The organism is Sphingopyxis sp. L1A2A, from assembly GCF_005502465.1.
Classification (GTDB): Bacteria; Pseudomonadota; Alphaproteobacteria; order Sphingomonadales; family Sphingomonadaceae; genus Sphingopyxis.
The window spans coordinates 108,272-131,808 of sequence record NZ_SCOT01000007.1; the positions used below are offsets into that span (position 1 = coordinate 108,272).

A 23,537-nucleotide genomic window follows, 5' to 3' on the forward strand; every position below is an offset into this window, starting at 1 on the left:
CCACCCTCAAGTCCGTTCGTGTCGAGCGAAGTCGAGACACCGCGAGGTCGGGCGCCGCCGATGGGTGTCTCGACTTCGCTCGACACGGACGGGTTAGGTGAGGATTCGCACCACTGCCGACACCGCGGCCAGCCCCAGCACGACCGCGACCATCGCCTGCCACACATGCGGCGCGACGCGGCCGAAGTGGCGACCGCCGATCCGGTTGCCGACCCACATCGGCGCGAAGAGCAATAGGGCGAGGATGAGCAGCCGCCACGTCGCGATCCCTACCCATAGCGCGGCGAGGGTGCCGGCGATCGCGGTCGCGAAAAAGATCAGCATCATCGACGCGCGCGCCACGCTGGGCGGCAGCGAGCGGCGCAGATAAAAGGGGACGACCGGCGGCCCGGGCATCGCGGCAAAGCCGGTCAGGATGCCCGACGCGATCCCGGTGCCGCCGATCGCGGCGCGGCCGGGCCGGTGCCCCTCGGGCTGTTTGGGCAGCAGCACCGCGACAAAGGCGCCGACCGCGATCAGGGTGATCAGCAGCCGCGCCGCGTCGGGGGTCGTCGCGTCGAGCGCGACCATACCGATCGGGGTTGTCGCCATCGCGATCAGCGCGATCGGCACCGCGGTCGACCGGTCGGCATCGGCGAGGATGACCTTCAGCCCAACCGGCCCGATCAGCAGCTGTAGCAGGATGCCCAGCACCACCGCCTCGCCGGGGGTGATGATCAGGCCGAGCAAGGGCACGAGGATGATCGCCATGCCGAACCCGGTGAGCCCGCGCACATAAGCCGCGCCAAAAGTCATGGCCGCGGCCCCCGCGAGCGTCAGCGGCGCGATGCCGACCAGGCTTTGCAGGTCGGTCATTTGGCCGGTGCCTGTGGTCCCAGCGTCACCAGCCACGCGTCGGGCGGGGTGTTGTAGCGCAGGGCCAGCAGGCTGGTCCCCAACCCCGCGCCGACGAACACACGCTGACCGCCATCGGTCATGTCTCCGCACGCGAAGCGGTCGCCATAGCGCGAGACATAGGTCAGCGCGCCGACGAAGGGGAAGCGGATCTGGCCGCAATGGGTGTGGCCGGCGAAGATCGCGGCGACGGTGCGCTGCACGTCGGGGACGATATCGGGGCTGTGTGACAGGATCAGCGGCACGCCGGGGCCGAGCCGGTCCATGGCCGCCAGCGTTGCCGGAACATCGTCGTGCCCCGAATAATCGTCATCGACCCCGCCGACGATCAGCGGGCCAAGCTGCACCGCCTCATTCTGTAGAACGCGGAGCCCGCGCCGTTCCAGTTCGCCGCGCAGCGCGTCGGGTTTGAACCAATGATCGTGATTGCCCGGCGCCACGACCACGCCCAGCGGCGCGCGCAGCTTGCCGAGCGGCGCGACGACTTCGGCGGCGGTGTAGATATGCGTCGCGCTGCGCTTTTCGCTGACGAGATCGCCCGCGATCAGCACAAGGTCGGGGCGCAGCCGGTTGAGCTGCGCGACGATCCTGGCGAGCCGTTCGGGCGGCATGTCGGGGCCGGCGACATGGATGTCCGACAGCAACAGCAGCTTCAGCGGCGGCTGCCCCGCCGGCCAGTCGGCGACCGCGACCGTCGTGGTGCGGACCACCGGATCGCGCGTCGCGTTCCAATAGCCCTTGGCAAGAAGCGCCGCGCCGAGCAGCGCCAGCAGCAACAGCCAGCGCAGCCACCGGCGCGGGCGACGTTCGGGCGCGGCGATCAACGGCGCAGGTCGGGGGGCGTCGCTTCACCCTGAAGCAGCGCGATCGCCTCGGCGAGCGGCAAGATGCGCTGGCCTTCCTGCCCAAGGGTGCGGATCGCGACCGTGCCTTCGTCGGCCTCGCGCTTGCCGACGACGAGCAGGTGCGGAACCTTGGCGAGGCTGTGTTCGCGGACCTTGTAGTTGATCTTTTCGTTGCGCAGGTCGGTTTCGACGCGCACCCCCGCCGCCGCCAGCTGCGCCGTGACGTCCTTCGCATAGTCATCGGCGTCGGACACGATCGTCGCGACCACCGCCTGCACCGGCGCGAGCCACACCGGCAGCTTGCCCGCGAAATGCTCGATCAAAATGCCTATGAAGCGTTCGTAGCTGCCAAAGATCGCGCGGTGCAGCATCACCGGGCGGTGGCGCTCGCCATCCTCGGCGATGTACGATGCGTCGAGGCGGTCGGGGAGGACGCGGTCGGACTGGATCGTCCCGACCTGCCAGGTCCGCCCGATCGCATCGGTCAGATGCCATTCGAGCTTGGGCGCATAAAAAGCGCCCTCGCCCGGCAGTTCTTCCCAGCCATAGTCCGGGGTGTTCAGTCCGGCGGCGGCCACCGCGGCGCGCAGCTCGGTCTCCGCCATGTCCCACATCGCTTCGGTCCCGAACCGCTTTTCGGGGCGGAGCGCGAGCTTGATCGAATAGGTGAAGCCGAATTCCTTGTAGATGCGGTCGGCGAGCGCGCAGAAATCCTGCACTTCGCTGACGATCTGGTCCTCGCGGCAGAAAATATGCGCATCGTCCTGGGTAAATTGGCGCACCCGCATCAGCCCGTGCAGCGCGCCATGCGGTTCGTTGCGGTGGCAGCAGCCATTTTCATAGAGACGCAGCGGCAGGTCGCGGTACGACTTCATCCCCTGGCGGAAAATCAGCACATGCGCCGGGCAGTTCATCGGCTTCAATGCCATCCACTCGGCATCGTCCGAAACGATCGGGCCTTCATCCTCGACGTTGGGCACCTCGTCGGGGATCACGAACATATTTTCGCGATACTTGCCCCAATGGCCCGATTGTTCCCACTGGCGCGCGTCCATCACCTGCGGGGTCTTGACCTCGCGGTAGCCCGCACCGTCGATGGCGCGGCGCATATAGGCCTCGAGCTCGCGCCAGATCATATAGCCCTTCGGGTGCCAGAACACCGAACCATGCGCCTCGGCCTGGAGGTGGAACAGGTCCATTTCCTGCCCGAGCTTGCGGTGGTCGCGTTTCGCGGCCTCCTCGAGCCGCACCAGATGTTCGGCGAGCTGTTTCTTGTTGAGCCAGCCGGTGCCGTAGATGCGGCTCAATTGCGCGTTCTTCTGGTCGCCGCGCCAATAGGCGCCCGACACGCGCGTCAGCTTGAACGCCGCGGGGTCGAGCTTGCCGGTCGAGGCGAGGTGCGGGCCGCGGCACATGTCCATCCAGCCGTCTCCGGAGCGGTAGACGGTGAGTTCCTCGTTCGCGGGGAGTTCGGCGGCCCACTCGGCCTTGAACGTCTCGCCGTCGGCCTGCCATTTGGCGATCAGCTTGTCGCGCTCCCACACTTCGCGCGTGAGCGGCAGGTCGGCCGCGATCAGCCGCCGCATCTCTTCCTCGATCAGCGGCAGTTCCTCGTCGCGGAACGGGCCATGGTCGGCGGTGGGGGCGAAGTCATAATAAAAGCCGTCGCCGGTCGAGGGACCAAAGGTGATCTGCGTCCCCGGAAACAGGTTTTGCACCGCTTCGGCCAGGATATGGGCATAGTCGTGGCGCACCAGTTCGAGCGCGTCGGCCTCGTCGCGGCTCGTCACCAGCGCCAGATTGGTGTCTTCCTCCAGCGGGCGCATGATGTCGCGCAGCTCGCCGTCGATTTTCGCGGCAAGCGCCGCCTTGGCCAGGCCGGGTCCGATGTCGGCGGCGATCTGTGCCGGGGTAGTCCCGCGCACGACGTCCCGGGCAGAGCCATCGGGAAGGGTGACACGGATCATCTGGGACATCGAAACTATAGCCTTTCTGGGCAAAATTGCCGGGTTCCTTTGCCAGCATGAACCCCCAGCGGCAAGGGGCGGATTCACAATCGGACTTGCAATGATACATTGTATCACTATCTCGCCCCACAAGCCCCTCCCGCGAAAGTTTCCCCATCATGTGCCTCCCCGCCGCGCGCCCCCGCCTTGCCGACCTGCTGGGGATCAGCCTGTCGCTGACGTGCCTCGCCCATTGCCTCGCCCTGCCGCTGCTGATCCTGCTCGCACCCGCGCTCAGCCGCTGGATAGCGACGCCCGAATGGGCGCATGGCGCGATCCTGTTGCTCGCGCTGCCCGCGGCGCTGATCGCCATGACCGACGGTTGGCGCCGCCACGCCCGGTTGAGCCCCGCCGCCTTCGCGGGCGTCGGCCTGACCCTGTTGGCAGGCGGTTTGGCGGCGCATGAGGGATGGGTTGCGGTAGCCGATCGCGCGGCGGCCGACCGCCTGCTCACCTCGCTCGGCGCGTTGGCGCTGGCGAGCGCGCACGTCGTCAACTGGCGCTTGCGGCATCGCGGCGACGCGGCGCTGGGTCGCTCGCCCGGCCGTCACAACAGTCCGCCGTGACAAACAACCCAATCTTTCTGTCAATGTCGCTTGACTTGAGTTGGATCCAGTGTCAATGTCCCTTTACTGATTAACAAGGGAGCTTGACCTATGCCGCAAATTCTTCGCGCTCTGCCATGGGCGGCCGCGAGTCTACTCGTCGCCGTCGCCAGCATCTTTGAGCTGATCTCCGAAACATCGGCGCAGACGCTGATCATGGTCATTCCCGCGCTGATGATCGCGACGATCAATGCCAAGCCGTGCGCGCTGCGGCGGCGGAGCGTCTGAGATGGCCGATGATGCCGCCATGCCGCGCAATCGCGCCCCGTTGCTGTGGGGTCTCGCATTCATGGTCGCCATGTTCGGGACGGGCATTTTCGCGCGCACCGTCGGCCTGAACGGTTTCTGGAGCATGGCCGTCATGCTGCCGCCGATGCTCCTGCTGATCCCCCTGATCCGTTCGGCCGAGCGCGGGGGGAATCTCGCCGGATGCAACTCACCGGCGCTGAGCCGCTACAACCGGCGCGGGCTGGTCTGGGCGTTCGGCTATGTCGCCGCGCTGTTCTTCGCCATCTCGGTCAACGACTGGCTGAAACCGGACGGGCCGCTGCTGTGGCTGATCGCGGTGCTGCCGGCGCTGCCGATCCTCTACTACGTCTGGGCGCTCTATCGCTATCTGATCGAGGAAACCGACGAATATCTGAAGATGCGTTATGTCGGCGACGCATTGTTCGGGCTCGGCCTGCTGCTGATCGTTTCGACCGTGTGGGGTTTCCTCGAGAGCTTTAAAGTCGTGCCGCACGTCGAAAGCTGGATCGTCGTTCCGGTCTGGGCCATCGGCCTTGGCCTGTCGCAAATCCGGCGGCGGATAAGCGGGTCGTGAGAAACCGCCTGAAAATCCTGCGTGCCGAGCGCGACTGGAGCCAGGGCGACCTGGCCGAGCGGCTGGAAGTGTCGCGCCAGTCGGTCAACGCGATCGAGACGGGCAAATATGACCCCTCGCTCCCCCTCGCCTTTCGCATCGCCGACCTGTTCGGGCTGCCGATCGAAGAGATATTCCTGAGAGACTGAGCCCTATGAAACACCGTATTTCCATCGCCGCCCTCCTCATCCTGACGGTCGGCCTGATCGCGAGCCGCGCCGACGCGGCCGAGCCCTGTCCGACCGGGCTTGCCGAGGGCAAACGCATCACCGTGCTGGTCGAGGGTGACGGCCCCGACGTCGTCTTGATCCCCGGCCTGTCGAGCCCGCGCGCGGTATGGGACGCCACCGCCGACCGGTTAAAGGACAAATATCGACTGCACCGCGTCCAGATCCGCGGCTTTGGCGATGCCGCCGGGGTCAATGCCGAAGGGCCGGTGCTCGACCCGATGATGCGCGAAGTTGCCGATTATATCGACGATTGCATCACCGATCAGGGGCGGGCGGCGCCCGCGATCATCGGCCATTCGATGGGCGGGCTGACCGGATTGATGATCGCGGCGCGCGCGCCGGACGAGGTCGGCCGGCTGATGATCGTCGATGCGCTGCCCTTTATCGGCACCCTGTTCAATCCCGCGGCGACCGCGGACAGCATGAAGCCGCAAGCCGAGCAAATGGCGGCGATGATGCGCGCCCAACATGGTCAGCCCGTACCGACAGCGCCGATCAGCGATCCCGGCCCGGTCAGCATGGTCGGCAGCATGTCGAACCAGCCCGCCGGGCGCACCGCGATCCTTGGCTGGATGCGAACCGCCGATGCGCGGGTGACGGCGCAGGTGTTGCACGACGTGATGACCACCGACATGCGCGGCGAACTGGCCGCGGTGACCGCGCCGGTAACTTTGCTCTACGCACAGGACGACAGCCTGATGACGGGCGAGCGCGCCAAGGCCGCGTTCGAGCCGCAATATGTCGGGGTGCCGAAATTTGCCGCCCAGATGGTGGCTGGCAGCCGCCACTTCATCATGCTCGACCAGCCCGAAACCTTTGCCAAGGCGGTCGACGACTTCCTTGCCGATTGAGCGTCCAACCGCCCCCCGCCCTTGCGAGCCGATCGATCGCTCGCTAGGGCAGCGGCAGCCGGAAGGGAGCCACCTCATGTTCAAGCGCCTGTTCGTCGACCACCCCAAGGCCGTCGATGAAAATTACATCGAGCATTTCGGGGTCGCGTCGAAATTCGGGGTGACGATGATCTATGGCGGTCTGTGCGCGCTGGTCCATGCCATCGTCCCCGGCTGGTGCATCACCACCGGCAGCGACACGATCCGCCGCCTCAACAAGATCATGGTCGAACAGCGCGCCGCCAAGGGACAGGCGGCGATGCAGATGAACACAATAGACTGGGTTATCTGACCGCGGTGGATACCGCTCCCGATTATCTCGAACGCGCGGGCCGCCCCCGCCTCGCCTATCGCCATGTTGCGGGCGCAGGGCCGACGATTGTCTTCCTGCCCGGCTATATGTCCGATATGGCGGGCGGCAAGGCGACTGCCGTGTTCGACTGGGCGGCGGCCGAGGGCCATGCCTGCCTACTGCTCGACTATGCGGGATGCGGACTGTCGGACGGGCTGTTCGCCGCGCAGGATTTGCTCGACTGGCGCGGCGATGTGCTCGACCTGATCGACGCGCGCGCCGCGGGTCCGGTCATCATCGTCGGTTCGTCGCTGGGCGGCTGGCTGATGCTGCTCACCGCGCTGGCGCTGATACAGCGCGACGGGCCGGGGCGCGTCGCGGGGCTGATCGGCATCGCCGCGGCGCCTGATTTTACCGACTGGGGTTTCAGCGACGCCGAAAAGGCGATCATCCTGGCCGAAGGCGAGCTGCGCGAGGAAACGCCGTACAGCGATCAGCCCTATGTGACGACGCGCGGCTTTTTCCAGTCGGGTGAGGCGAACCAATTGCTCGGCGGACCTATCTCGCTCGCCTGCCCCGTGCGATTGCTGCACGGCGAACAGGATGGAGATGTACCGCCCGAAATCAGCCTGCGTCTGTCCGCCGCGCTTGCCAGCGCGGACGTGCAGGTCACGCTGGTCAAGGGCGGCGACCACCGCCTGTCGCGCGACACCGACATCGCGCTGTTGATCGACACCGTCGCGCGGCTCGCGACGGCAAACTAAAGGATTATCATGGCCCGCAGCGACTTTCGTTTCCACGTCATCAAGCGTGTCCGCTATGCCGAAATCGATGCGCAGGCGGTGGTGTTCAACAGCCGGTATCTGGAATATTTCGACATCGGGATCACCGAATATTGGCGCGCCGCCGGGGTCTATGACCGCTGGCCCGGCCATACGAGCCCCGAGTTCCACGTCGCGCGCGCCGAGGTGGATTACAAGGTGCCGATCCTGCTCGACGAAGAGGTTGATATTTGTGTGCGCTGTTCGCGCGTCGGGCGCAGTTCGATGACCTTTCTGTTTGAGCTCCACGGCGCGGGGAAAGACGATCTGCGCGCCACCGGGATGGAGGTCAGCGTCCATGTCGCCGAATCGCAGGGCGCCCCGACGCCGGTGCCCGATGAATTCGTAAATCTGTTCGAAGCATTTGAAGGACGCAGCCTTCGCGCGTAGAACGGCGGCATGGCCAAATATCTCCACACCATGATCCGCGTCACCGATCCCGACGCGACCGTCGCCTTTTTCCAGCTGATCGGGCTGGAAGAAACCCGCCGCTTCGACAGCGAACAAGGGCGCTTCACGCTAATCTTTCTTGCCTGTCCGGGGCAGGATGGCGTGGCCGAGGTCGAGCTGACCTATAATTGGCCGCCCGCCGACGGCAGCGCCGCCGAGGCCTATTCGGGCGGGCGCAATTTCGGCCATCTCGCGTACCGCGTCGATGATATTTACGCGACGTGCCAGCGGCTGATGGACGCCGGGGTGACGATCAACCGCCCGCCGCGCGACGGTCATATGGCGTTTGTGCGCTCGCCCGACGGCATTTCGGTCGAGCTGTTGCAGGATGGCCATTTGCCCCCGGCGGAACCCTGGGCATCGATGCCCAACACCGGCGCCTGGTAAGCGCAGATCGGGAGCCGCAACCAAGGCGGAGGCCGCAGGGTTCCGTCTAAGGGAGCAAGAGGCTGGAGCGAAAGGAGATCAACGTGGCCGCACTCGACATCGTCCGGATCCCGGTCCTCAGCGACAATTATGTCTGGCTGGTCCATGACCCCGAGAGCGAGGCGACTATGGTCGTCGATCCCGCGGTCGCCGACCCCGTCCTCGCCGCCGCCGCGAAACGGGGCTGGACGATCACCGACATCTGGAACACCCACTGGCATCCCGACCATACGGGCGGCAACGCGGCGATCAAAGAAGCGACCGGCTGTAAGATCACCGGCCCCGCCGCCGAGTTTGCCCGTATCCCGACGCTCGATATTCAGGTGGCGGGCGGCGACAGCGTGCGCCTGGGCCGCCATGTCGCCAGCGTGTGGGACGTCCCCGCGCACACCGCCGGGCATATCGCCTATCATTTCGCCGATGACGCCGCGATCTTTGTCGGCGACACGATGTTCGCGATGGGCTGCGGCCGCCTGTTCGAGGGCACGCCTGAGCAGATGTTCGCCAATATGCAGAAACTCGGCACGCTCGACGATGCGACGCGCGTCTATTGCGCGCACGAATATACACTGTCGAACGCGCGCTTTGCGGTGACGGTCGATCCGGGCAACGACGCGCTCGCAGCACGGCTGGTCGCGGTCGAGGCCGCGCGCGCCGCCGGCGAGGCAACGGTGCCGACCAGCATCGGCGAAGAGCGCGCGACCAACCCGTTTTTGCGCGCGCCGAGCGCCGCCGAACTGGGGCGCATCCGCGCGCTGAAGGACGCCGCATGACGCCGCCGCTTCAGCGCGCGTTCATGTGCCAGCAATATAGTCAGCAACCTCAAGGAGCAATGGCATGGCGAAGCTGAACCTGATGGGGGCCGCGCTGCTGATCGCAGCCGCGCCGCTGGTTGCCAGCTGTATGCCCGCCGGCACCGCCGAACCCGGCGCCGCGGCACTGACCCCGAAACAGGCCGAGCGGCTCGATAAACAGCTCGCCGGCAAACTGCCCGGCCAACCGCTCCGCTGCCTGCCCAACTATCGCAGCAACGACACGATCCGCGTGTCGGACAACATCCTGCTGTACCGGTCGGGCGGCAATCTGGTGTATCGCAACGACCTGAAAAACAGCTGCCCCGGCCTCGCCCGCGACAGCGACATCATGGTCGTGCGCCAATTCGGATCGTCGACGTGCAGCGGCGACTTTTTTCATCTGGTCGATCGGTCGAGCGGCATCCGCGGCCCGACCTGTGTTTTTGGTGAATTCGTCCCCTATCGCAAACCGGCGGGGGATGCTGGCTGAACCAGCGGTTCAGTCGCAGGCGGGGACCGGTTTGCGCCGAGCTCTTCGGGTCGCACCCCCGCCTGCTATTGCAAGCCAAATCCCTCCCCTGAAGGGGAGGGGCTCTAGCCTTTATACAACGCCGCAATCTTGTCCGCATAAACCTCGCGCAGCACATGGCGGCGGATCTTCATCGACGGCGTCATCTGTTCATTCTCGATCGAAAAGGCTTCGTCGGCAAAGTCGAATTTGCGGACCTTTTCGATCACCGACAGCTGACCGTTGACGCGGTCGACCGCGGCGCGCAGCGCGGCGCGGAATTTTTCATGTTCGCGTAGTCGGCACAGGTCTTTGGGCAGCCCCTCGGCCTCGGCCCATTCGGCCATCCATTCGGGATCGGGAACCAGCAGGCCGACGAGGTGCGGGCGCTTGTCGCCATAGACCATCGCCTGCAAAATTTCGGGCTGGAGCGTCAGCATCCCTTCGACGCGCTGCGGCGAGACATTGTCGCCCTTGTCGTTGACGATCAGGTCCTTTTTGCGGTCGGTGATGACGATTCGCCCCTTGTCGTCGATATGGCCGATGTCGCCGGTGTGCAGCCAGCCATCGACGAGCACCCGCGCAGTTTCGGCGTCATTGCGCCAATAGCCCTTCATCACCAGCTCGCCGCGCACCAATATCTCGCCATCGTCGGCGATGCGGACTTCGGTGTTCATCAGCGGCGGGCCGACGGTGTCCATCTTGATGCCCGCAGCGGGGCGGTTGCAGCTGATCACCGGCCCCGCCTCGGTCTGGCCATAGCCTTGCAACAAGGTCAGCCCGATCGAGTGGAAAAATACCCCGATTTCTGGGTTGAGCGGCGCGCCGCCCGACACCAGCGCCTTCATCCGGCCGCCGAAGCGTTTCTGGATCTTGGGCCGGAACAATTTGTCGAGGATCAGGTCGACCGGGCGATCGAGAACGCCCATGCGGCGCTCATAATCCTTTTCGCCGACGCGCAGCGCCTGGTTCAGCATCCAGTTCGCGAGCTTGCCCTGTTTTTCGACCGACTTGATCATTCGCGCCCGGATCACCTCGAACAGCCGCGGCACGACGACCATGATCGTCGGGCGCGTTTCCTCGATGTTCGAGACGAGCTTTTCGAGTCCTTCGCTGTAATAGATTTGCGCGCCGACCATGATCGGCAGGAACTGGCCGCCCGAATGTTCATAGGCGTGGCTGAGCGGCAGGAACGACAGGAACACCTCTTCGTCGCCGATGCCGAAATCATTGACCAGCACTTCGGCCGCCCCCGCCGCATTGTGCAGGATCGCGCCATGATGCTGCATCACCCCGCGCGGCGCCCCGCCGGTGCCGCTGGTGTAGATCAGGCAGGCGGTGTCCTCGCGCGTCATCGCGGCGGCGCGCGTCCTCGTTTCATCCAGCCAGGCCTCGCCGCCGGTCACCAGCGGCGCCCAGTCGTGGATCGCGACATCGCCCTGTTGCCCGACGCGCAGGCTTTCCATGGTGATGACGATATGCGCGTCCGAGCGCGTCACCGCGGGCATCAGCGTGCGCGCCAGCTTGGCGGTCGACACGATCACCGCCTTGGCGCCGCTGTTGTCGAGGATATGCTGGTGGTCGCGTTCGGTGTTGGTCGTATAGGTCGGCACGGTGATGCAGCCCGCCGCCATGATCGCCAGATCGGCGATGCACCATTCGGGGCGGTTTTCGCTGACCAGCACCACTCGGTCGCCGTCGTTCAGCCCCAGCTCGCGCAGATTGCGCGCGAGCGCCGCCACCTGGTTCGCGACCTGCCGCCAGCTGAGCGGGTGCCAGATGCGGTCGGCCTTGCGCCACAGGAACGGATCTTCGCCGCCCTGTTCGGCGCGGTCGAAGAACATCGCGACCAGGCTGGGGAAATGGTCGAGATGGGGGTTGTTGAGCTTCATTCTATCTCTCTCCAGGGAGACTGTTTTTCTGTTCTTATCGTTGTAGCTTAGCCCTGCGGCGGTGCGCCATCCACCGATGATGTCCCCGGACCGCGTGGATCCGCCGCACCGCGCCAGCCGCCCTCAACCCGTTCAACCGCATTGAGCTTTGAGCCGAGATCGGTGGGGGTGAAATTATAGCCAAAGGGTTTCATCTTGGCGGCAACCGCCTCGCCCGCTGCGGTATTTTCGATCAGCACGCCATTATCACCGAAATAGAGATTGGGCAGTTCCATCGCTGTTTTGGCGTCGAGTCCCCAGTCGAGCACGCCGACCAGCACTTTCGTCACATGCATGATGATCCGCTTGCCGCCCGCCGAGCCGACCGCGAGCACGACCTTGCCATCGGGGCCGTAAACGATCGTCGGCGACATCGACGACAGCGGCCGCTTGCCCGCCTGGACGCGGTTGGCGGTCGGCACCCCGTCCTTGGTCGGCGCGAGGTCGAAGTCGGTGAGTTCATTGTTGAGGAAATAGCCGTTGGCGACGAGGTGGCTGCCGAAAATACTCTCGATGGTCGAGGTCATCGACACGACATTGCCCGCCTGATCGGCCACCGCAAAATGCGTCGTCCCCTGTTCGGGCACCGGCGGCGCGGCGGCGCGCGGCTTGGCGCCCGGCGGGGTGCCGGGGTCATATTTGCCCGCGGCGCCATAGGGCGAAATCAGCTGGCGGCGCTCGGCCAGATATTTTTTGTCGAGCAAACCCGTCACCGGGACATCGACGAAATCGGCATCGCCCAGATAGGCGGCGCGGTCGGCGTAGGACAGCTGCATCGCCTCGGCGAGCAGGTGCCAGCTCATCGGGCTCTCCTGCCCCATTGCGTTCATGTCCCAACCCTCGATCATCCCGAGGATGCCGAAGACCGTGGTCGCGCCCGATGAGGGCGGCCCCATGCCGCACACTTTGTAGATGCGATAGCTGGTGCAGACCGCCGGGCGTTCCTTTGACTGATAGGCGGCCACGTCCTTGACGGTGAGCTGCGCCGCATTGCGCGGCGCCTTGGCGACCGCGTCGCTGATCGCCTTGGCATTGGCGCCGCTGTAAAACGCATCGGGGCCGCGCGCCGCGACATCGCGCAGCAGCGCCGCATAGGCGGGATTGCGGATGCGGGTGCCGACCGGCGCGGGCTTGCCATCGACATAATAGATCGCGCGCGCCGCGGGGAAATCTTTCCACACCGGTTCGAACTGGACGAGCCAGTTGTTGAGCACCGGGGTCACGTCGAAGCCGTCCTCGGCGAGCTTAATCGCCGGTTGGAACAGCGCCTGCCATTCGAGCTTGCCCCATTTTTTGTGCGCCATTTCCATCAGGCGGATATTGCCGGGTACCCCCACCGACAATCCGCCGGGGATGGCGTCGCGGAACGACCGCGGCTTGCCGTCGGCGCCGAGAAAACGGTCGGGCCGGGCCGAGGCAGGCGCCATTTCGCGGCCGTCGATCGTCGATATGCTGCCGTCCTTCGCGTCATGATGCAGCATGAAACCACCGCCGCCGATGCCGCTCGATTGCGGTTCGACCAAGGTCAGCACCGCCACCATCGCGACGGCAGCATCCGCGGCGGTGCCGCCCTGATGCAAAATCTGACGCCCCGCCTCGGTCGCGCGCGGATCGGCGGACGAGGTCACGCCCTGCGCGAAGGCCAAGGACGGGAGGGTCAGGGTGACGAGCGCGGCAAGCGGCAGGAATCTTTTCAACATGGCGCGACTTTGGCGCGCGCATCGGACCAACGCAACCCTGTCAGTGCGCGCTTCCCACCGCGTCACCCACGCGCTTGAACCCATCGCGCACCGCGAGCTTTTCCAGCCCGTGCGCGATGCGCGCCGCGAGGCCCGGCCCGGCATAGACCATCGCCGAGTAGATCTGCACGAGGCTGGCACCGGCGCGGATGCGCTCCCACGCCTGGTCAGCCGAGGCGATGCCGCCCGCCGCCACCAGCGGCACCTTGCCGCCGCTCGCGACGTGAAAATCGCGGACCCGCTGCAACGCCAGATCGGCGAGCGGCGCCCCCGACAGCCCGCCCGCTTCGGCGGCGTGGCGCGAGACCAGCGGCGGGCGGGTGATGGTGGTGTTCGACACGATCACCGCGGCCAGGCCTTTGGCGATCGCCACCGCGACAATGTCGTCGATGTCCGCGGGTTCCAGGTCGGGCGCGACCTTCAGGAACACCGGCTTTGCCGCGCCCACGGACTGCGCCGCGGCAACGCCGTCGAGCAAGGCTTCGAGCGCCCCCCTGTCCTGCAAGGCGCGCAGTCCCGGGGTGTTTGGCGAGCTGATGTTGATGGTCAGATAGTCGGCGAGCGGCGCCATCGCCGCGGTCCCTTTGGCATAATCGGCGACGCGGTCGGCGCTGTCCTTGTTGGCGCCGATATTGATCCCGAGCGGCACCGGCAGGCCGTGGCGGCGCAGGCACGCGATCCGCTCGGCCGCCTTCGCCTGCCCGCCATTGTTGAACCCCATGCGGTTGATCACCGCGCCATCCTCGACCAGCCGGAACAGCCGCGGGCGCGGGTTGCCCTCCTGCGGCAGCGGGGTCAGCGTGCCGACCTCGACAAAGCCGAAGCCGAAATGCGGCATCGCATGTGCGACGCGCGCGTCCTTGTCGAAACCGGGCGCCAGGCCGACCGGATTGGGAAAATGCAATCCGGCGAGTTCGGTCGCGAGCACCGGGCTGGTCAGCGCCGTCCGCGCGCGCGGCAGCGGCTGGAGCGCGCTGAGCGTCAGATTATGCGCCGCTTCGCCATCGGTGGCATGAACGATCGGACGGACCAGCGCATAGGCGGCATCGGCGGCGGAGGCAAAGAGCGACATCGCCCGCCATTGCGCGTCCTGCGCGGCTATGGCAAGCCCCGCCTCAACCCAATAAGCATCATCGCAAAACCATCGGAAAAACCGGGAGAAAATCGTGTCGCAGCTTCGCCTTATCGCTCGTCTGTCCACCGGCCTTATCCTGCTCGCCGCCGCGGGCTGTGCGCCGGCCGTGGTGCAGGATGCGCCCGCCACCGCCGCGTCGGTTCCGGCGCCTGTCGCCCCCGCCGGTGCGAATCTGGCGCAGTTTTTCGACAATTACGACGCGGCGCAGCTCTCGCTGAGCCCGCAGGGCAAGGCGTATCGCGGGATTCGCGATGGCGATTATGGCCGCTGGAACGATGTCAGCGACGAGGCCGCGGTCGCGAGCCACAAATTGCAGCAGGCGACCGCCGCCGCGATGCGCGGCAGTTTCGATCCCGCAGCCATGTCTGCCGATGACGCCTTGTCGTTCGAGCTGTTCAACGCGCAGGCGGCGCGCGCCGAACGGTTGTTCCCGTTTCGCGATCGCGGCTATGTCTTTGACCAGATGAATGGCCCGCAAAGCCAGCTCCCCGCCTTTCTGATCAACATCCACCGCGTCGCGAGCGCCGCCGAGGCCGAGGCCTATGTCGAACGCATTCGCGGGCTGGGCCCCCTGCTCGACGCGCTGACCGCCCAATCGGTGGCGCGCGCCGCCAACGGCGTCCAGCCGCCCAAATGGGTCTATGCCTATCTGATTTCCGACATCGGCAATCTGCAAGGGCCGAACAACGCGGTGATCGAAGACATTGCGGCGAAGGTCGGCAAGCTGGACATCGATGCCGCCGAAAAGGCGCGGCTGACCACCGCGGCGAAAGCGGCGTGGGCCGAGAGCGCCGGCCCCGCCTATGGCCGCCTGCTGGCCGAGATGAAGCGTCAGCAGGCGAGCGCGCCGACGCAGGACGGCGTGTGGCGCCTGCCGGGCGGCAAGGCCTATTATGAGGCGCTGCTCGCCAATTACACGACGACCGACATGACCGCGACGCAGATCCACGACCTGGGTCTGTCCGAAGTCGCGCGCATTCACGGCGAGATGAAGACGATCATGGCCAAGGTCGGCTTCAAGGGGACGCTGCAACAGTTTTTCGAGCATCTGCGCACCAGCCCGCAATATTATCACACGACGCGCGAGGCCTATCTGGCCGAAGTCGATACCCGGACCAAGGCGATGGAAGCGCGGCTGCCGGCCTTTTTCAACACCCTGCCCAAAGCCGCGTTGCAGGTGAAGGCGGTCGAGGCGTTCCGCGAGAAATCGGCGGGCAAGGCCTTTTACCAATCGCCCTCGCCCGACGGGTCGCGGCCCGGCACCTATTATGTGAACCTCTATGACCTGCGCGACATGCCCAAGACCGAGCTGGAGGCGCTCGCCTATCATGAGGGCGTTCCGGGGCATCACCTCCAGCGCGCGGTGCAGACCGAGCTCACCGGCCTGCCGCCCTTCCGCCGCTTTGGCGGCTTCACCGCTTACACCGAAGGCTGGGGCCTCTACACCGAGGAACTGGCCAAGGACATGGGCTTTTACACCGATCCCTACAGCGATTTCGGGCGGCTGGGCATGGAGCTGTGGCGGGCGTGCCGACTGGTCGTCGACACCGGCATCCACGACAAGCGCTGGAGCCGCGAACAGGCGATCAAATATCTGAAAGACAACACCCCCAACCCCGACGGCGACATCGAAAAGGCGATCGAACGCTATATCGTCTATCCGGGGCAGGCGACCGCCTATCTGATCGGGAAGCTCAAGATCATGGAATTGCGCGGCCGGGCGCAGGCGGCGATGGGCGCCAAATTCGACTATCGCGCCTTTCACGACGTCGTCCTGAAATCGGGTCCGGTACCGCTCGACATCCTCGAACGGCGTGTCGATGCCTGGATCGCCGCCCAAAAAAGCTAATAATAGAATAAATTTGACGCTTGACGCGCAGGGATGAAACGCAAATGATTTGTTCCAGATAACAAGGTGGCCTGGGGAAAGGCTGCCACGGTCTGGGTTCGTCATGTCAGAAGCATCATCCTCGCACGAAGGCGTGGACGGCGTTGCGCCGTTCGAGTTGCACTATTTTCCGCCCGATCCCGATCTGGCGGACATGGTGTCGAGCTTTTATTTCGCGCGGCTCAACATGCCGAAATTCGACGAATATGAGCGCGCCGACCGGCCGCAGTTCCGCTTTGTCACCAATGCCGACGGCGAATATGTCTTTGCCGATGGCCATCGCACCACCGTGTCGCGCGCGATCATCATCGGCCCGACGAGCGGACGGGTGCGCGCGATCAGCAATTGTCCGGCGCAATTGTTCGGGTTCGGCATGCTGCCCGCGGGATGGGCGGCGCTGATGGGCGACGACGCCGAAAAGCTGACCGACCGGGCGATCAATGCGGTCGATCTGTTCGGACCATGGATCGAAGAGGTGGCGACGGCGCTGGAAAACGCCCCCGACGTCGAGGCCCGGCTGGTCATCGGTAACAATTTCGCGCGCGAGGTGCTGACGCGCGGCGAGGCCGCTCCGCTTTGGTTCATCCGCACCGTCGACCAATGGCTGACCGCGTCCCCCTCGCCGCAAGTGTCCGACCTGGTCGACGCCACCGGCATGTCGATCCGCTCGGTCGAGCGGATGACGAAACATTATTACGGGCTGTCGCCGCGGATGCTGGCGCGCAAATATCGCGCGGTGCGCGCCGCGTCGGCGCTGGCGCGCGGCGAAGGGCTCGATTCGGCGCAATTGGGTGATGCCTTTTACGATCAGTCGCATTTAATCCGCGAGATCAAACGCTTTGCCGGGGCGACGCCGGGGCAGTTGGGCAAACCGACCACCTATACCGAGGCAACAACCAAAGGGCGCAAGCAGCTTGCCGGCAAGGTCAGCCCGATGGTGTCGGAAACCTAAGGCGCCCACATCCCGCCATTGGTCATTGCGAGCGCAGCGAAGCAATCCAGAGCGGTTACGCTACTCTGGATTGCTTCGCTGCGCTCGCAATGACGAACGGTCATAGAGAAGATGCTGCCTCAACCCCCATTAACCCTCTAAATACGAACCACGGCGCTTTTGGCGTTTCTGTCCAATCACGAATCATCGCGCGGGCATAATCCAGCCTTGCGACCCAGAAGAGCTCATCCTCTGACGAGGACTGAGACCTTCATCTCGGCACTCATTTGGCCTCGGCCAGATGGGTGCCTTTTTTTTGGCGCAGCTTTTCTATCAGTGCGCCCAAACGGGCTTGCTTGCGCCGCGCAGACCGCGTGGCTATATAAGTGGAGTGATTTACTCCAGTTAAGAATCGTTCGCAATTTTATGCGCCTGTCCAACCTTGCCGATTATGCCGTGGTGCTGATGAGTGCCGCCGCCCGCCAATGCGGGTCCCAAATCGACTCTGGGCCGCTGCACGCCGCAATGCTCGCCGAACAGACGGGGATTCCGGGACCGACCGCGCAAAAGCTGGTGAGCGGCCTGGCGCGCGCCGGGCTGCTCGTCGCCTCGCGCGGCAGCGGCGGCGGGGTGCGCCTCGCCCGGCCGGCGGCGGCGATCAGCGTCGCCGATATTATCGAGGCGGTCGAAGGCCCGATCGCGTTGACCGCGTGCGTCGCCGAGGGGCGGCATGATTGCTCGCTCGAGGGCAGCTGCAAGGTGCAGCCGCATTGGGGCGTCGTGAACGGCGCGGTGCGTGGGGCGCTGGCACAGATCAGCCTGGCTTCGCTTTCCGTCGTTCCAGCGAAAGCCGGGACCGCTGGCGGTTTACGCAGCGACGACGGCGTCAACCCTCCTGCGGCCCCAGCCTTCGCTGGGGCGACGAGTTAAAGATATGACCGACAATACCGAACTCCCCGTGAAAGACGCTATCGTGAAGGACCAGGCCGCGCATGATGCCGCGGCGAAAGTCGCCGATTATGAACATGGCTGGTCCTCGACCATCGAGACCGACTTCGCGCCCAAGGGGCTGACCGAGGATACGGTCCGCTTCATTTCGGGCAAGAAGAACGAGCCCGAATGGATGCTCGACTGGCGGCTTAAAGCGTTCCGCCACTGGCAGACGATGGAGACCCCCGACTGGGCGAAGCTCAACGTCCCGCCGATCGATTATCAGGACGCGTACTATTACGCGGCGCCGAAGCCGAAGCCCAAGCTCGGCAGCCTCGACGAGGTCGATCCCGAGATTCTTGAGGTCTATAAAAAGCTCGGCATCCCGATCGAAGAGCAAAAGGTGCTCGCCGGGGTCGAGGGCGCGCGCAAGGTCGCGGTCGACGCCGTGTTCGACAGCGTCAGCGTCGCGACGACCTTTCGCGAGGAATTGAAGCGCGCCGGCGTCATCTTCCTGTCGATTTCGGAAGCGATCCGCGAATATCCCGACATAGTGAAGAAGTGGCTCGGCAAGGTCGTGCCGATGCACGACAATTATTTCGCGACGCTCAACTGCGCGGTCTTTTCGGACGGGACGTTCGTTTACGTTCCCGAGGGGGTGCGCTGCCCGATGGAGCTCAGCACCTATTTCCGTATCAATGCCGAAAATACCGGGCAGTTCGAACGCACGCTGATCATCGCCGACAAGGGCGCCTATGTCAGCTACCTCGAAGGCTGCACCGCACCGATGCGCGACGAGAACCAGCTCCACGCCGCGGTCGTCGAACTGGTGACGCTCGACGATGCCGAGATCAAATATTCGACCGTCCAGAACTGGTATCCCGGCAATGCCGAGGGGCTGGGCGGCATCTATAATTTCGTGACCAAGCGCGCGCTGTGTCAGGGCAAGCGCAGCAAAGTGTCGTGGACGCAGGTCGAAACCGGATCGGCGATCACCTGGAAATATCCCAGCTGCGTGCTGAACGGCGACGACAGCGTCGGCGAATTTTATTCGGTCGCGGTCACCAACAACTACCAGCAGGCCGACACCGGCACCAAGATGATCCACAATGGCAAGCGCACAAGGTCGACCATCGTCAGCAAGGGGATCAGCGCGGGCAAGTCGAACAACACCTATCGCGGGATTGTGCGGGTCGCACCGAATGCCGAGGGGGTGCGCAACTTCACCCAGTGCGACAGCCTGCTGCTGGGCTCGCTGAGCGGCGCGCACACTGTGCCCTATATCGAGGTCCGCAACCCGACCGCGACCGTCGAGCATGAAGCGACGACGTCGAAGATTTCGGACGACCAGCTGTTCTACGCGCTGCAGCGCGGGCTGAATGCGGAGGAAGCGGTGGCGCTGATCGTCAACGGCTTTGCCAAGGAAGTGCTGCAGCAGCTGCCGATGGAATTTGCGGTCGAGGCGCAGAAGCTGCTGGGGATCAGCCTTGAGGGGTCGGTCGGGTGATGACAGCCGCCTGTTACTCAACAAATGCACGTGATCCGATGCCCCAAATTGAGACATCTCGCCGAATGCTGACGGACAGCATCGCCGCGAACCGGGCTGAATTAACTATAATTTCCGCCAGTCCGCATCCGGGGACATGGGACGTCACGGCTTTGTCATATGCTCGCCCCCTGTCCGATTCGATCTGGAGATGGGACCATGGCACGCGGTATGGAATTCAACTGGTCGGACGCCGACCTGGTCGTGCATCCGGTGCAGGCCGTGACCGCTTATCCGACGCATCAGGGCGTGGTCATCCGGCAGCAGCGCAAATCGGAACGCGATCGCGACGAGGTGATCATGGTCCCGCATCATGCGGTGAACATGCTGATCCGGCGGTTGCAGCATCTGCAGAACACCAGCGTGATCAGCGTCGAAGAAGTCGCCAATTCGGAACTGGCGGAAATCTTCGCCGCCGAATAGGCGCCGCACGCCCCTCGCCCTTCGCGGGCTTTCTCCCATCACCTGCCCCAAATCCGGTGCGCGCCTTGGCGCGCGCTGCGCGGCCCCATTCTGCCTGAAAGTCTGACATGCTGACGATTAAAAACCTGCACGCCACCGTCGCTGACAAGCCAATCCTGAAAGGCCTGTCGCTGCGCATCAGTGCGGGCGAAATCCATGCGATCATGGGGCCAAATGGCGCGGGCAAGTCGACGCTCTCCTATGTCCTCGGCGGGCGGCCCGGCTATGAAGTCACCGAGGGATCGGTCGATTTCGACGGACAGGATTTGCTCGACATGGAGCCGCACGAGCGCGCCGCGGCGGGGCTGTTCCTGGGCTTCCAATATCCGGTCGAAATTCCCGGCGTGTCGAACGTCCAGTTCCTGCGCGAGGCGCTCAACGCGCAGCGCCGGGCGCGCGGCGAAGAGCCGCTGTCGGGCGGCGAGTTCCTGAAGGTCGCGCGCGAGAAAGCCGCGCTGCTGCGGATGGACATGGACATGCTCAAACGCCCGGTGAACGTCGGCTTTTCGGGCGGCGAGAAGAAACGCAACGAGATGGTGCAGATGGGGATCATCGATCCCAAGCTCGCGATCCTCGACGAGACCGACAGCGGCCTCGACATCGACGCGCTGCGCACCGTCGGCGACGGGATCAATTCCATCATGCGGCGCCCCGACAAGGCGGTGCTGCTGATCACGCACTATCAGCGCCTGCTCGATTATGTGCAGCCCGATTTTGTGCATGTGCTGGCGGCGGGCCGCATCGTGAAGTCGGGCGGACCCGAACTGGCACGCGAGCTGGAAGCGCATGGTTATGCGGAGATTGCGGCGTGACGAGCGCACATCTTTTCTTCTTTCGTCATGCCGGACTTGATCCGGCATCCATGACCGCGTGGACCCCGGATCAAGTCCGGGGTGACGAAGCGTGGGAGATCTCGGCTTGACCATCGCCACCCTCCCTTCGCGCCGTGACGAAGCATGGCGCTATAGCGACATCGACGCGGTCACCGCGGCGTGGCCGCTGCCCGCGCCCGAAAGCATCATCGTGCCCGCCGGCGGCAAGTTTGCGCGCGCGATCGTGCAGGATGCGGGCGAGATTCGGCAGGTCGAGCTGGTGCTTGGCAAGGGCGCGGTGGCGTCGCTGCACGTGTTGAATATCGGTGGCGCTTACGGTCGCATCGAACTGGCGGTGACGCTGCACGAAGGCGCCGACTTCCACCTTGGCGCGGCGCAGATCGGCGGCGGTGAACAGAATTTGGAGATCGTCACCACGATCACTCATGCCGAACCCGGCGCGACGTCGCGGCAGGTGGTGCGATCGGTGCTCGGCGGCACCGCGACCGGCACCTATCTGGGCAAGGTCGCGGTCGCGCGCGATGCGCAGCAGACCGACAGCGCGCAGGATGTAAAGGCGATGCTACTCAATCGCAGCGCGACCGCCAACGCCAAGCCCGAGCTGGAGATTTACGCCGACGATGTGAAATGCGCGCATGGCTGCGCGATCGGCGAACTCGATCCGATGGCGCTTTATTACCTGCAATCGCGCGGAATTCCACCGGGTGAAGCGAAGAAGCTGATGCTGCAGGCGTTTGTCGCCGGGGTGTTCGACGGCGCCGAGGATGAGGCGCGGTTGCAGGAACTGGCGCTGGCGAAGCTGGGGGAACTGGTGTGACCAACCTCTCACCTCCGTTCGTCCCGAGCGAAGTCGAGGGACGCGAAGCCCGGCGCCAGGGTGTCTCGACTTCGCTCGACACGAACGGGATTAGAGATCAGTTTCCTGGCCTCACCCCCGGCTGGCACTATCTCGACACCGCTGCGACGGCGCAAAAGCCGCAAGCCGTCATCGACGCCACCGTCAATGCGATGGGCCGCGACTATGCGACCGTACATCGCGGCGTTTATACCCGGTCGGCCGACATGACGCTCGCCTATGAAGCGGCGCGGCGGCGGATTGCGGCGTTTGTCGGCGCGCGCGACGAGCAGGTCGTGTTCGTGCGCGGCGCGACCGAGGCGATCAATCTGGTCGCTTACTCGCATCCCCGCAAAGGTCGGGTGCTGCTCTCGACGCTGGAGCATCACAGCAATATCGTGCCCTGGCAGCTGGCGGGCTGGCAGGTCGATGTCTGCCCGCTGACCGCGGATGGCTGTATCGACCTCGACGCCGCCGAAAAGCTGCTGACCCCCGAACATAATATGGTCGCCTTTGCCCATGTGTCGAACGTCCTCGGCAGCCCGCTCGACGTCGCGCGCGCCGCGGAGCTGGCGCACCGCGTCGGGGCCGAGCTGCTGATCGACGGCTGTCAGGCGGTGCCGCGCCTGCCGGTCGATGTCGCGGCGCTCGGCTGCGACTATTATGTGTTCTCGGGCCACAAGCTCTACGGCCCCACCGGCGTTGGCGTGCTGTGGAGCGACAAGCTCGATGCGCTGCCGCCGTGGCAGGGCGGCGGATCGATGATCGACCGGGTGACCTTTGAGCGGACGACCTACGCCCCCGCTCCCACCCGCTTCGAGGCGGGCACCCCCGCGATCATTGAGGCGATCGGGCTGGCGGCGGCGGTCGATTATGTCGATGCCATCGGCATCGACGCAATCCACGCGCATGAAACTGCACTGGTCGGCACGTTGCGCGAAGCCTTGGCGCGGCGAAACAGCATCACTTTGTTCGGCCCCGAAAACAGCGCCGGAATCGTCAGCTTTTCGATGGCGGGGGTTCATCCGCACGACATCGGCACTATCTTGGACGAAAGCGGGGTCGCGATCCGCGCCGGGCACCATTGCGCACAGCCGCTGATGGAGCATCTGGGCGTAACTGCGACCGCGCGCGCGAGTTTTGGCGTTTACAGCAATGACGACGATGTGGCGGCGCTGATCGATGGCCTGTCGCGCGTCGAGAGGATTTTCGGATGAGCGAGGACCGGATGATCAAGGTTGAAGAAGTCACGAGCGTCGAGGCACCGCCGAAAGCGCGCGTCGAGGATGTCGAGACCGCACCCGAGAAACTGGAGCGCAAGCGCGACTATCTGGAAGGCTTCCTCGCGGCGAAGCCCGCGGCGGTCGACCCGCACAGCATCGGCGGCGACCTGTACGAAGCGGTCGTCAACGCGCTGAAGGATATTTATGATCCAGAAATTCCGGTGAACATCTATGACCTTGGCCTGATCTATAATGTCGAGATCGACGAGGGCCACGCGGTCGTCACGATGACGCTGACGACGCCGCACTGCCCGGTGGCGGAATCGATGCCCGCCGAGGTCGAACTGCGCGTCGGCGCGGTGCCCGGGGTCGGCGATGCCGAGGTCAATCTGGTCTGGGATCCGCCGTGGTCGCCGCAAAATATGAGCGACGAAGCGCGGTTAGAGCTGGGAATGTTGTGA

26 protein-coding genes are annotated in these 23,537 nt (G+C 65.0%); 20 read left to right on the forward strand and 6 right to left on the reverse strand.

All coding sequences use genetic code 11. The features are described 5' to 3' along the window. Positions 1 to 93: 93 nt before the first annotated feature. The 3 genes from FFS68_RS06910 to thrS are packed head-to-tail and all read right to left on the reverse strand — an operon-like array spanning position 94 to position 3,715. The gene (locus FFS68_RS06910) at positions 94 to 855 is read right to left on the reverse strand and encodes a sulfite exporter TauE/SafE family protein (RefSeq protein ID WP_137752451.1); all 762 of its coding nucleotides are present in this window, start codon (positions 853 to 855) and stop codon (positions 94 to 96) included. Beyond that, positions 852 to 1,718 (reverse strand): metallophosphoesterase, encoded by an 867-nt coding sequence (locus FFS68_RS06915; protein WP_249340053.1) that lies wholly within the window; start codon positions 1,716 to 1,718, stop codon positions 852 to 854. The genes FFS68_RS06910 and FFS68_RS06915 overlap by 4 nt, the downstream gene beginning before the upstream one ends. Further along, positions 1,715 to 3,715, reverse strand: coding sequence for a threonine--tRNA ligase (thrS, locus tag FFS68_RS06920; RefSeq protein ID WP_137752452.1), 2,001 nt, complete (start codon positions 3,713 to 3,715; stop codon positions 1,715 to 1,717). The genes FFS68_RS06915 and thrS overlap by 4 nt, the downstream gene beginning before the upstream one ends. Before the next feature lie 149 nt (positions 3,716 to 3,864). Between thrS and FFS68_RS06925 the strand changes: the two genes are divergently transcribed. The 11 genes from FFS68_RS06925 (at position 3,865) to FFS68_RS06970 (ending at position 9,605) form a co-directional block, all read left to right on the forward strand. After that, complete coding sequence (locus FFS68_RS06925) at positions 3,865 to 4,311, forward strand: MerC domain-containing protein (protein WP_137752453.1); 447 nt, start codon at positions 3,865 to 3,867, stop codon at positions 4,309 to 4,311. 90 nt (positions 4,312 to 4,401) lie between these two features. After that, a complete protein-coding gene (locus FFS68_RS17835; protein ID WP_171003771.1) occupies positions 4,402 to 4,578 on the forward strand; it encodes a hypothetical protein in 177 nt (58 codons plus the stop codon). A gap of 1 nt (position 4,579) precedes the next feature. Continuing rightward, the gene (locus tag FFS68_RS06930) at positions 4,580 to 5,173 is read left to right on the forward strand and encodes a hypothetical protein (protein ID WP_249340054.1); all 594 of its coding nucleotides are present in this window, start codon (positions 4,580 to 4,582) and stop codon (positions 5,171 to 5,173) included. Beyond that, positions 5,170 to 5,361 (forward strand): helix-turn-helix transcriptional regulator, encoded by a 192-nt coding sequence (locus FFS68_RS06935; protein WP_137752454.1) that lies wholly within the window; start codon positions 5,170 to 5,172, stop codon positions 5,359 to 5,361. The genes FFS68_RS06930 and FFS68_RS06935 overlap by 4 nt, the downstream gene beginning before the upstream one ends. A 5-nt stretch (positions 5,362 to 5,366) precedes the next feature. Beyond that, positions 5,367 to 6,293, forward strand: coding sequence for an alpha/beta hydrolase (locus FFS68_RS06940; RefSeq protein WP_137752455.1), 927 nt, complete (start codon positions 5,367 to 5,369; stop codon positions 6,291 to 6,293). A gap of 76 nt (positions 6,294 to 6,369) precedes the next feature. Then, positions 6,370 to 6,624: a DUF6356 family protein gene (locus FFS68_RS06945; protein WP_137752456.1), complete on the forward strand. Its 255-nt coding sequence runs from the start codon at positions 6,370 to 6,372 to the stop codon at positions 6,622 to 6,624. After that, entirely contained in the window at positions 6,621 to 7,388 is a 768-nt protein-coding gene (locus FFS68_RS06950) for an alpha/beta hydrolase (RefSeq protein WP_137752489.1), read from the forward strand. Before FFS68_RS06945 ends, FFS68_RS06950 begins: the two co-directional genes overlap by 4 nt. A 9-nt stretch (positions 7,389 to 7,397) precedes the next feature. Further along, positions 7,398 to 7,835 (forward strand): thioesterase family protein, encoded by a 438-nt coding sequence (locus FFS68_RS06955; RefSeq protein WP_137752457.1) that lies wholly within the window; start codon positions 7,398 to 7,400, stop codon positions 7,833 to 7,835. Between the two features lie 9 nt (positions 7,836 to 7,844). Further along, complete coding sequence (locus FFS68_RS06960; protein ID WP_137752458.1) at positions 7,845 to 8,282, forward strand: VOC family protein; 438 nt, start codon at positions 7,845 to 7,847, stop codon at positions 8,280 to 8,282. Positions 8,283 to 8,365: 83 nt separating this feature from the next. Further along, positions 8,366 to 9,094, forward strand: coding sequence for a hydroxyacylglutathione hydrolase (gloB, locus tag FFS68_RS06965; protein WP_137752459.1), 729 nt, complete (start codon positions 8,366 to 8,368; stop codon positions 9,092 to 9,094). A gap of 64 nt (positions 9,095 to 9,158) precedes the next feature. Then, entirely contained in the window at positions 9,159 to 9,605 is a 447-nt protein-coding gene (locus FFS68_RS06970) for a hypothetical protein (protein ID WP_137752460.1), read from the forward strand. 104 nt (positions 9,606 to 9,709) lie between these two features. Here FFS68_RS06970 and FFS68_RS06975 read toward each other — a convergent pair whose 3' ends face one another. Genes FFS68_RS06975 through FFS68_RS06985 form a run of 3 tightly spaced genes read right to left on the reverse strand, consistent with a single transcriptional unit; the run spans position 9,710 to position 14,365 of the window. Then, positions 9,710 to 11,515 carry an AMP-dependent synthetase/ligase gene (locus FFS68_RS06975; RefSeq protein WP_137752461.1) on the reverse strand — a complete coding sequence of 602 codons (1,806 nt, stop codon included), beginning with the start codon at positions 11,513 to 11,515 and terminating at the stop codon, positions 9,710 to 9,712. Positions 11,516 to 11,562: 47 nt separating this feature from the next. Continuing rightward, positions 11,563 to 13,254 carry a gamma-glutamyltransferase gene (gene ggt, locus FFS68_RS06980; RefSeq protein WP_137752462.1) on the reverse strand — a complete coding sequence of 564 codons (1,692 nt, stop codon included), beginning with the start codon at positions 13,252 to 13,254 and terminating at the stop codon, positions 11,563 to 11,565. Between the two features lie 40 nt (positions 13,255 to 13,294). Beyond that, positions 13,295 to 14,365, reverse strand: a complete 1,071-nt coding sequence (locus FFS68_RS06985; RefSeq protein ID WP_137752463.1) for a quinone-dependent dihydroorotate dehydrogenase — start codon at positions 14,363 to 14,365, stop codon at positions 13,295 to 13,297. 94 nt (positions 14,366 to 14,459) lie between these two features. On the opposite strand from FFS68_RS06985, the gene FFS68_RS06990 reads away from it, so the two are divergent. From FFS68_RS06990 to FFS68_RS07030, 9 genes are all read left to right on the forward strand, one after another. Beyond that, positions 14,460 to 16,277 carry a DUF885 domain-containing protein gene (locus tag FFS68_RS06990; protein WP_137752464.1) on the forward strand — a complete coding sequence of 606 codons (1,818 nt, stop codon included), beginning with the start codon at positions 14,460 to 14,462 and terminating at the stop codon, positions 16,275 to 16,277. Positions 16,278 to 16,380: 103 nt separating this feature from the next. After that, positions 16,381 to 17,268 (forward strand): helix-turn-helix domain-containing protein, encoded by an 888-nt coding sequence (locus FFS68_RS06995; protein WP_137752465.1) that lies wholly within the window; start codon positions 16,381 to 16,383, stop codon positions 17,266 to 17,268. A gap of 405 nt (positions 17,269 to 17,673) precedes the next feature. After that, on the forward strand, positions 17,674 to 18,177 hold the full coding sequence (locus FFS68_RS07000) for an SUF system Fe-S cluster assembly regulator (protein ID WP_249340055.1): 504 nt from the start codon (positions 17,674 to 17,676) through the stop codon (positions 18,175 to 18,177). Between the two features lie 4 nt (positions 18,178 to 18,181). Continuing rightward, positions 18,182 to 19,684, forward strand: a complete 1,503-nt coding sequence (sufB, locus tag FFS68_RS07005; protein ID WP_137752466.1) for a Fe-S cluster assembly protein SufB — start codon at positions 18,182 to 18,184, stop codon at positions 19,682 to 19,684. A 198-nt stretch (positions 19,685 to 19,882) separates the two neighbouring features. Further along, on the forward strand, positions 19,883 to 20,146 hold the full coding sequence (locus FFS68_RS07010; protein WP_137752467.1) for a hypothetical protein: 264 nt from the start codon (positions 19,883 to 19,885) through the stop codon (positions 20,144 to 20,146). 107 nt (positions 20,147 to 20,253) lie between these two features. After that, a complete protein-coding gene (gene sufC, locus FFS68_RS07015) occupies positions 20,254 to 20,997 on the forward strand; it encodes a Fe-S cluster assembly ATPase SufC (RefSeq protein ID WP_137752468.1) in 744 nt (247 codons plus the stop codon). A gap of 106 nt (positions 20,998 to 21,103) precedes the next feature. Next, positions 21,104 to 21,835: a SufD family Fe-S cluster assembly protein gene (locus FFS68_RS07020; RefSeq protein WP_137752469.1), complete on the forward strand. Its 732-nt coding sequence runs from the start codon at positions 21,104 to 21,106 to the stop codon at positions 21,833 to 21,835. 89 nt (positions 21,836 to 21,924) lie between these two features. Further along, a complete protein-coding gene (locus FFS68_RS07025; protein ID WP_171003773.1) occupies positions 21,925 to 23,070 on the forward strand; it encodes a cysteine desulfurase in 1,146 nt (381 codons plus the stop codon). Beyond that, positions 23,067 to 23,537, forward strand: coding sequence for an SUF system Fe-S cluster assembly protein (locus FFS68_RS07030; RefSeq protein ID WP_137752471.1), 471 nt, complete (start codon positions 23,067 to 23,069; stop codon positions 23,535 to 23,537). The genes FFS68_RS07025 and FFS68_RS07030 overlap by 4 nt, the downstream gene beginning before the upstream one ends.